General features: G+C 60.1%; 13 protein-coding genes. All 13 read right to left on the bottom strand.

Going from position 1 to position 8,236, the window contains the following annotated elements:
* A partial coding sequence (locus tag PSV43_RS01190) for a VOC family protein (protein WP_300192843.1) occupies positions 1–388 on the bottom strand: 388 nt, incomplete at its 3' end.
* 62 nt (positions 389–450) lie between these two features.
* A complete protein-coding gene (locus tag PSV43_RS01185; protein WP_300192841.1) occupies positions 451–945 on the bottom strand; it encodes an SRPBCC family protein in 495 nt (164 codons plus the stop codon).
* 13 nt (positions 946–958) lie between these two features.
* On the bottom strand, positions 959–1,420 hold the full coding sequence (locus PSV43_RS01180) for a GyrI-like domain-containing protein (protein ID WP_300192839.1): 462 nt from the start codon (positions 1,418–1,420) through the stop codon (positions 959–961).
* A 22-nt stretch (positions 1,421–1,442) separates the two neighbouring features.
* Positions 1,443–1,982, bottom strand: coding sequence for an SRPBCC family protein (locus PSV43_RS01175; protein ID WP_300192837.1), 540 nt, complete (start codon positions 1,980–1,982; stop codon positions 1,443–1,445).
* 41 nt (positions 1,983–2,023) lie between these two features.
* Complete coding sequence (locus PSV43_RS01170; protein WP_300192835.1) at positions 2,024–2,503, bottom strand: VOC family protein; 480 nt, start codon at positions 2,501–2,503, stop codon at positions 2,024–2,026.
* Positions 2,504–2,572: 69 nt separating this feature from the next.
* Positions 2,573–2,971 carry a YciI family protein gene (locus tag PSV43_RS01165; protein WP_300192833.1) on the bottom strand — a complete coding sequence of 133 codons (399 nt, stop codon included), beginning with the start codon at positions 2,969–2,971 and terminating at the stop codon, positions 2,573–2,575.
* Positions 2,968–3,360 carry a YciI family protein gene (locus PSV43_RS01160; protein WP_300192831.1) on the bottom strand — a complete coding sequence of 131 codons (393 nt, stop codon included), beginning with the start codon at positions 3,358–3,360 and terminating at the stop codon, positions 2,968–2,970. Before PSV43_RS01160 ends, PSV43_RS01165 begins: the two co-directional genes overlap by 4 nt.
* A gap of 99 nt (positions 3,361–3,459) precedes the next feature.
* Positions 3,460–4,755, bottom strand: coding sequence for a sigma-70 family RNA polymerase sigma factor (locus PSV43_RS01155; protein WP_300192829.1), 1,296 nt, complete (start codon positions 4,753–4,755; stop codon positions 3,460–3,462).
* Positions 4,756–4,788: 33 nt separating this feature from the next.
* Positions 4,789–5,418 carry a TetR/AcrR family transcriptional regulator gene (locus PSV43_RS01150; protein WP_300192827.1) on the bottom strand — a complete coding sequence of 210 codons (630 nt, stop codon included), beginning with the start codon at positions 5,416–5,418 and terminating at the stop codon, positions 4,789–4,791.
* An 82-nt stretch (positions 5,419–5,500) separates the two neighbouring features.
* Positions 5,501–6,724: a PQQ-like beta-propeller repeat protein gene (locus PSV43_RS01145; protein WP_300192825.1), complete on the bottom strand. Its 1,224-nt coding sequence runs from the start codon at positions 6,722–6,724 to the stop codon at positions 5,501–5,503.
* A gap of 64 nt (positions 6,725–6,788) precedes the next feature.
* Complete coding sequence (locus PSV43_RS01140) at positions 6,789–6,932, bottom strand: hypothetical protein (RefSeq protein WP_300192823.1); 144 nt, start codon at positions 6,930–6,932, stop codon at positions 6,789–6,791.
* The gene (locus tag PSV43_RS01135; protein ID WP_300192821.1) at positions 6,929–7,072 is read right to left on the bottom strand and encodes a hypothetical protein; all 144 of its coding nucleotides are present in this window, start codon (positions 7,070–7,072) and stop codon (positions 6,929–6,931) included. Before PSV43_RS01135 ends, PSV43_RS01140 begins: the two co-directional genes overlap by 4 nt.
* 58 nt (positions 7,073–7,130) lie before the next feature.
* The gene (locus tag PSV43_RS01130) at positions 7,131–8,177 is read right to left on the bottom strand and encodes a Gfo/Idh/MocA family oxidoreductase (RefSeq protein WP_300192819.1); all 1,047 of its coding nucleotides are present in this window, start codon (positions 8,175–8,177) and stop codon (positions 7,131–7,133) included.
* Positions 8,178–8,236: the final 59 nt, after the last annotated feature.

Genomic DNA, 8,236 nt, shown 5'->3' with positions numbered 1-8,236 from the left:
TGTCCTCCAGCATGCCGAAGCAGGGTGACCAGAAGGTCTTGCCAATGGGCATGTTGACGGTGCCGCCTTCGGCAAGGGCGTTGAAGGCACGCTCGGTTTCGGCTTCAGTGGGCAAAGTGAGGGAGAGTGAGAATGAGCGAAAGCCCTGGCTCTCTTGGCCGCCGCAGCCGTCGGAGGCGAGGATTACGCTGCCGCCGATCTTGAAGCTGGCGTGCATGACTTTGCTTTCATAACCGGCGGGCAGCATGCCGGGTGGCATGGGATCTGGGCTGTCGCTGTAGCGCATGAGCATCTGTGTCTCAGCACCGATGGCGGACTGGTAGAACTCGAGGGCTTCTTCACAGCGACCGCCGAAGAAGAGGTAGGGCTGGACGTAGGACGTGGACATGGGGTGGAAGAGTGAATGACGAATGATGTGCAGAAGGCTGGAGGCTCAGGCATTCGACATTGCTAGTTCTGCCTGCTGCCAACTAACTCAACGAGTTGATCAAACGCTTTGCCCCAGCCTTCAAGGAAGCCCATGGCGGCGTGTTTTTCGCAGGCTTCTTTGGTCCAATGCATGACACGGGCGGTGTAGCGGGTGTTGCCGTTGGGCAGGGTTTCCCAGTTGAGGATGGCCGTGAAGAAGTGATTGGGATTGGGTTCCCAGCCGGGCAGGTGGCCATCGGTGAAGACGAGTTTTTCATTCGGCACGATTTCGAGGTAGATGCCGACGTTGGGGAACTCCTGGCCTTCCGGGCTGCGCATGGTGGTCTTGCAGGCACCGCCGGGGCGGAGGTCGATTTCACAGGCGGTGGTGACCCAGGGCTTGGGTGTGAACCATTGCACCAGAAGGTCGGGCTGCGTCCAGCCGGCGTAGAGTTTTTCGCGTGGCACGTCGGTCTCACGCACGAGCACGAGTTCTCGTTCGGCGAGCGGGGATTCGATGGGGGCGGGCAGCGGCATGGCGGTGGATGAACTAGAGGATGGGGTGATTGAGCTCGGTCTGGTAATCGGCGGGATTCGGTGTCGTGGATGGGCCGGCGAGGTAGCACTCCCAGAGATTGGGCGCGAGAGTGTGGCCGGCAGCTTCGATCAGGTCATTGAAGTCGCTCCAGGCATCGCCGAGACCTTCATAGGGGCCGGTGTAGATGGTGCGTGCGACTTTAGCGGCGGGAATTGCGCTGGCAAACACACGGCCCACAGGAGTCACCGAGCCGGAGACGGGCACGCCGACTTCGAAATTGAAAATGCCGGGTGTCATGCCGAAGTGATGGGCGAAGACGGGACCAATGGGGCCGATGCCCTGCGCGGAGGCGGCGGAGACCGACTCCATGATGGCAGGGCACATCACTTCTTGTATTTGATCACGCGGCACGGTGAGGTGGATCACCGCAGCGGGTTGGGCCTCGGTTTGAACGATGGTGAGCGGAGCAAGCATGATGCGCGATGTGATAAAGGGTTCAGGATTGCGGGGCGGCTTCGGCGATCTTCTTCAAATTGGCGAGACCTTCGAGGAACTGATCGCCGCACATTTTTTCGCAGTCCATGAAGAGGCCCATGACTTTGCCCATGAAGGGCTTCTTGCTCTGCATGGCCCAGGTGATCTTGGTGCCGGTGCCTTCAGGGGCGAAGGTCAGTTGCACATCGGCGTCGCCGGCAAAGGGGCGCACGAATTCCAGTTTCATGCCGACTTTTTCATTCGGCTTGCTCTCGATAAGGCGGGTGGTTCCTTCACCCACTTCGTTGTTTCCGCTCCAGCGATACACCGCGCCGACGCCTTCAGGCGGACCTTCGAGGGTCTTCTTCATATTGGGGTCAAGTTTTGACCATGGGGACCATGCATCCCATTGGCGGAAGTCGTTCACGATTTTGAAGGCTGCCTCAGGTGGGGCCGTGGTGGTGGCGCTGCGGGTGATGTTCATGTCATCGGACTGGAAGGAGGCGATGACGCAGATGAGGATGATGACGGCGACGAGGCCGAGGAGAATTTTTTTGATCATGGTGTGCGAGCTGTGGTGGAGTATGGAATAAGAAGGCGGAGTCAGTCTGCTTCCTTGGACGGCTGACATTGTCCGTTCATGTCGTCCCAGCGCTTTTGCATTTCTGCGTGGGATACTTTTTCGATTTCATGCTGGAGCATCCATTCATGGCCAAAGGGATCGCGCACGGAGCCGCTGCGGAAGCCGTAGAATTGATCGCCTGCGGGCATGAGTACGGTGGCTCCGGCGGCGACGGCGGCTTCAATGGCGGCATCTGCATTTTCAACCATGAGGCAGAACTTCACCGGCGTGCCGCCGAGCGTGTCGGGTGATTTGTTCCAGGCCGGGTTCTCCTCTGAGAGCATGAGCAGGCCATCGCGTAGTGTGAGCTCTGCATGACCGATTTTTCCGGTGACGGAATCGACGAGTCGGAAGATTTCAGTGGCAGCGAAAGCCGCCTGGTAGAAGGCGATGGCACGGGGTGCGTCGCGGACGGTGATGTAGGGGCTGAAGGATGGGTAGGTGGGAGGGGTTGTGCTCATGGGGGTGTGGTGTTGGGAATGACGAATGACGAATGACGAATGACGAATGACGAGGTGGGTGGAGGGGGATCAGTCTTGGGTGGTGGCTTTGACTTGGGCCATGGGGAGGCAGAGATCGGCGATGGGGCGGATTTCGATGGTGGCTCCGTATTGGAGGATGGGGCATTCCTGGGCGATGCGTACGGCTTCGTCCATGCTGCCCACGGCGATGCGGAAATACCCGGCGATGGCTTCCTTTGATTCTGCAAAGACGCCGTCGGTGACGCTGGTTCCTTTGGGGCCGGAGACGAGCTTGCCCTCTTCCATCAGGGGCTGCGCGCCGCGATGGATGCCCGCTTTGCCCAGGCGATCCACCCAGGCGTAAAAGTCGGTCATCACATGCTGGAGTTCAGAGGGGGACATGCCGTGGTTCCAGTGAGTGCCTCGAATGAGCAGCAGGTATTCATCAGTTGGGTTTTGTAGATTCATGCTGGCGGGGTTTCGTTGGTGATGTCGGAGGCGGTGCAGACCTCGGGATCGAGAGGACGGACTTCATAATGCAGGCCGCAGGGCAGCGTGGGACTGTGGGAGAGAATGTCGGCGGCTTCACGCAGGCTGCCTGCGCTGACGTGCCAGTAGCCGCCTACGACTTCCTTGGCCTCGCCGAAGGGGCCATCAGTGATGACGCCCGCCTTGGAGACTGTGGCGCGGTCCGTGCCGAGGCGGCTGCCTGCGCGCATCGTGCCTGACTCGATGTGGCGGTTCAGCCAATCATAAAAATCTGTGATGGCTGTGTCGATCTGCTCCTTCGTCTTGTCTTTATCCCAATGGCCGCGTGAGATGACGAGGTAGTCATGGAGGGGCGTTTCAGTGTTCATGGCGATGGCAGCGTGGGTCTTTGAGCGTGGAAAACGTCTTGGTTTCAAAGAGACGACGAACGGGCTCGGCAGAAAAGGACATCGGGACAAAACTTTTTTTTAGCGGGTCATATTTACTGGCGCCGCCGTTTCGCATTTGGCGATCTGGTGTTCAAAAAAGCTGCGCTCCGAAGGCAGAGCTGCGAGGGCCAACGCCCTGCGGTAATGGGCTGCGGCAGTTTGATTCTGGCCAAGCTCTGCGGCAAAGGCCCCGCGCGCCGCATGCAGGGAAAGGTAGGCATCCAGGCCCTGCACGGCTGCCAGCGCCTCCAGCCCGCTCTGCGCGCCCTGCACACGGCCAATGGCGATGGCGCGATTCAAGGCCACTACGGGCGAAGGTGTGAGCAGCGCGAGCTGATCATACAGCGCGAGAATCCGCGCCCAGTCTGTGACCTCGTGGCTTGCTGCTGTGCTATGACAGGCCGCGATGCCGGCCTCCAGATGATACTCCGTGAGAGTTTTGCCATGCGCGGAGAGTTGCAGATGGTGGATGCCGCGCTGGATGAGCGATTGATCCCAGAGGCTGCGGTCCTGCTCATGCAATCGGAGGATGCCGCCTGCATCATCAGTGCGGGCAGGCAGGCGCGCGGCACTTAGCTGCATGAGTGCCAGCAGCGCGTGGCACTGCGGCAGGCCGGTGTGGGGATGCGTGGCGAGCAGGTCGGTGAGCCGGATCGCCTCATGGCATAAGTCGGAGCGCACGAGGTGCTCGCCACTGCTGGCCTTGTAGCCTTCATTGAAGAGCAGATAGAGAGATGCCAGCACGGCATCGAGGCGCTGTGGCAGTTCATGCGCCTCGGGCAGTTCAAAGGGCAGTTCCATCTCGCGAATGCGCTGCCGTGCGCGCACCAGCCGCTTGGAGATGGCCGCCTCGCTGGTGACAAACGCCGCTGCGATTTCCGCCGGGCTGAGGCCGCACAAAGTCCGCAGTGCCAGCGCGATCTGTGCCTCGGCAGACAACTGCGGGTGGCAGCACACAAACATGAGCCGCAGGGTGTCATCGCGCAGATGCGCATCATCCGCCGCTGCTTCCAGCGGTACGGCCATCCAGCGTGCCTGCTCTGCGGAGATGCCTTCTTCGCGCTCGTTCCAGCGCTGCTCACGTCGCAGCAGATCCAGCGCCAGATGGCGCGCGGTCTGCGTCAGCCAGGCGGCGGGATTGTCCGGCACACCGCGATAAGGCCAGGTCTGCAGCGCACGCACCAGAGCCTCCTGCACCACATCCTCCACCCATTGCAGCCGGTGCGCACCGAACTGGCCCGCCAGCGTGGCCACCAGTCGTGCCGACTCATGCCGAAAGAAATGCTCCGTGGCAAACTGGGCGCTCGCTGTGGAGATGGAGGGGGAGTCAGACATCGCGCGTTCGTTCATTCAATCACAAGCTGGGATTCAGTTCGCTTGAAACAGGCCGTCTACATAGCTGCGGGCGAGTTTGAGATTGTGACGAATCAGTTCCTGAGAACGGCAGGTCTTGCCCACGAGCATGGATCCTTGCCAGAGGCTGTTGAGGAACCATGCGACACGCTCAGGGTCGAACTTAGTCTTTGGCTTATGCTTCTTCTTTGCCGCTGTGAGCATCTTGGCGACGTTGTAAGTCCAGAGATTCAGCTCCTTCTCACACGCGGCTTGAAAGGCGGGATGGGTGGCAGACATTTCCTGGGACATCATGCCGACCATGCAGACGCAGGCTTCGTCGGAGCGCTGGGTGAAGCCGACCATGATGTCGAACATGCGGTGGAGCTGATCGAGCGGGTCGAGGGTGGTGTCCTTCCATGCTTCGGCATAGAGGGAGGTTCCCATAAGGCCCCACCATTCGACGGCTGCGGTACCGATGGCTTCTTTGTTTTCGAAGTGGTGGAAGAAGCCGCCTTTGGTCATGCCTGCGGTCTGGCAGATCTGATCCACTGAGGTGGCAGAAAAGCCCTGCTGCACCATGAGTCGTACAGTGGCGTCGATCAGACGCTGCCGGGTGGCGGCGGGGTCGCGTTCGCGCTTGGAACTGGGGGCTTTCGTGGACATACAAACTGGTTGGTATGTAGCGAAACGGACGAACGGTCAAACTTTTTACAGCGTTTGGGCTTGCCGAAGAGGGCGGCTGTGCTCACTCACCCACGCACCACAGATATTCCTGTCGTGTGGGGGTGGCCTTGGCGGAGCGGAGATAGATGCGGTTGTCGCAGATGGCGGGGGTGCTGAAGGATTCGTCGCCGAGCTGGTTTTGCGAGAGTAGGTTGAACTTCTCTGGGGTGGCCTCAAAGACGGAGGTGACGCCGCCTTTGCTCGTGACGTAGATGCGGGAGTCGGCCATGACGGGTGAGCCGTAAAATTCGCGGTCCACTTTTTCTGACCACAGCTCTTCACCGGTGGCGGATTTCCAGCAGGCGGCGCGGCCGGCATCGCCCACGGCGAAGACGTGGCCGTTCTTCACGATCATGGATGGCACATAGGTGCGGGTGACGTTTTCCCAAGCGATCTTGCCAGAGCCATCGGCCTCCAGTGCCATTGTGTGGCTCTTTGGATAACCACCGCCGAGGAAGATGCGGCTGCCATCGGTCACGGCAGTGACGACGGTTTCTTCGGTGCTACCGTCGATGCTCCAGAGTTTTTTGCCCGTAAGAGGATCGAAGCTCTCCACCTTGTTGCAGCCCGCGAGGACGGCCTGCGTTTTTCCTGCGGCGACGATGACGGCAGGGGATGCGTAGTTAGCTACTGGCGGGCGGTCCTGCTGCCAGACGATTTCGCCGGTGAGTTTGTTGAGGCCGGACATCTTGCCGCCGCCGCGATGATCTGCCGATATGAGCACGACGGACTTGTAGACGACAGGGGAGGAGCCAAAGCCCTGGTGTACTTGGAAATCGCATACGCGGCGCTGCCACAGCTGCTTGCCGAAGAAGTCGAGTGAGGTGGTGAAGATGGCACCGTTGTTGAGGAAATTGACGAACAAGCGCTCGCCATCGCTGACGACATCTGAGGAGGCTTGTGAGGAAATTTTATGGCCCTTGGTGTTGAGGTTGCCGCGATGGACGACGGCCTCCCACTTTTTCTTTCCTGTGGCGCGGTCATAGCAGAGCACGAGTTGTTCTTCGGTTTCCATGTCTGCCGTGGCGAGATAGACCTGGTCTGCCACGATGGTGGGTGAGCCATGGCCGCGACCGCGCACTTCTGCCTTCCACAGGACGTTTTCGCCTTCGTTCCACTTCACAGGCAGCCTTTGACCCGAAGTCGCATGGCCATCCATCGTAGGCCCGCGCCATGCCGGCCAGTCTGCGGCGATTAGGTGAGTGGAGACGAGCGCGTAGGTAAGCAGAAGGGCGTGGATTTTCATGCGGGCAGTGCATTACGCTACGAAAGCCGGAACGCTGTCAAAAGAAGGCGCGTGATGCTTGTGGCTACTTGGCTGCGACGGGCTTTGTCAAACCTGTCAACGGATGATGGCTGACGGTATCCCAGGCGATTTCTTGGAGCAGTTTGTTGAGCTTTATCTTGTCGTCGTTGCTGACGTCTTTGAGAGCTTTGAAGGCGCTCGGCATCACGGGCAGGCCGACTGGGTTGCGGCGATAGATGACGGCGAAGTGGCAGTAGCTGGAGAGGATTTGCAGCGGTGCCAGGCCGTGGCCCCAGTTGTCGCGGGCGCGGCGAGCCAGAGGGCGGCGAGGAGAAGAGCAGCTTTCATGAGGTTGTGATCGGGTGGAACGACAGCGAATGAAAAAACTACCGTCTATCTTGTCCCTCTAAAATTTTAGCATTTCGCCCACGGGCAGCGGTTTGTTTTGGCGGATGGATTCTTCGGCAACGAGGCAGAGTCCGGCGGACCAGAGGCCGTCGAGGCCGGTGGCGATGGGTGGCTTGCCGGTGCGTACCATCTCGATGCATTGGGCGATTTCTTCGCGGAGTTCGAAGACTTCGCCGCTGTGTTTTTCGAGCTTCACGTTTTCGAGGTTTTCGCCGTCGAAGACTTTGAGGAAGTATTCAGGTTCGAGGGTGCGATCGAGGGCACCGCTCCATGCGGCCCAGAGGGCGCCCTTGGTGCCGCTGACTTTGACGGTTTGATGGTGCTCGAAGGCGGCGAGGGTTTGTGATACGACGGCGTAGCTGCCGTTGGCGTATTTGAACATGGCGCTGAAATTGTCGTAAAGCGTCGGGCGCTGGGGATCGCGGGAGTTGGCGTAGGCGTGGAGTTCGACGGGGTCGCCGCTGCTTTCGAGATACCAGCGGGCGAGGTCGAAGAAATGGATGGGCTCTTCGAGCACCCAGCTGCCGACGCGATTTTGATCGTAGCGCCAGCCGCTGGCGCCCTGGCGGTAGGGTTTGCGGGAGAGTTCGACTAGGACGTATTGCGGATCGCCGATGGTGCCTGCATCGATGATTTCTTTGATGCGGCCCCACTGGCTGGAGAGGCGGAGTTCGTGGCCGACTGCGAGATGGACGCCGTGCTGCTGCGCTCCGGCGACGATGGCTTTGCAGTCGTCGAGGGTGATGGCCATGGGCTTCTCAAGCAGGACGTGCTTGCCTTTGGCCATGGCGGCGAGGGCGATCTCGCGGTGGGTGTGGCTAGGGGTGGCGATGTCGATGATGTCGAACTCGGCCTGCGCGATCATGTCGAGGCTGTCGGCGAAGATGTGGGCGTCAGGGTAGAGCTGACGGGCTTCTTCGCGGGAGGCTTCGGAGGGCGCGCTGATGGCGACGAGCTGGGCTTCGGGATTGGTCGCGATGGATTGAGCGTGGAATTTGCCCCAGGCACCGAAACCGGCGAGGGCGAAGCGGATGGGAGGAATCATGGGAAGGAAGAGAGGGAAGGGGAGGTCAACGGGTCTAGAGTCTTCTAGCACGGTCAAGA

This window comes from Prosthecobacter sp. (assembly GCF_029946185.1).
Lineage (GTDB): Bacteria > Verrucomicrobiota > Verrucomicrobiia > Verrucomicrobiales > Verrucomicrobiaceae > Prosthecobacter.
The sequence above is the reverse complement of the archived record's forward strand: the minus strand, read 5'-3'. Positions and strand labels throughout refer to the sequence as shown.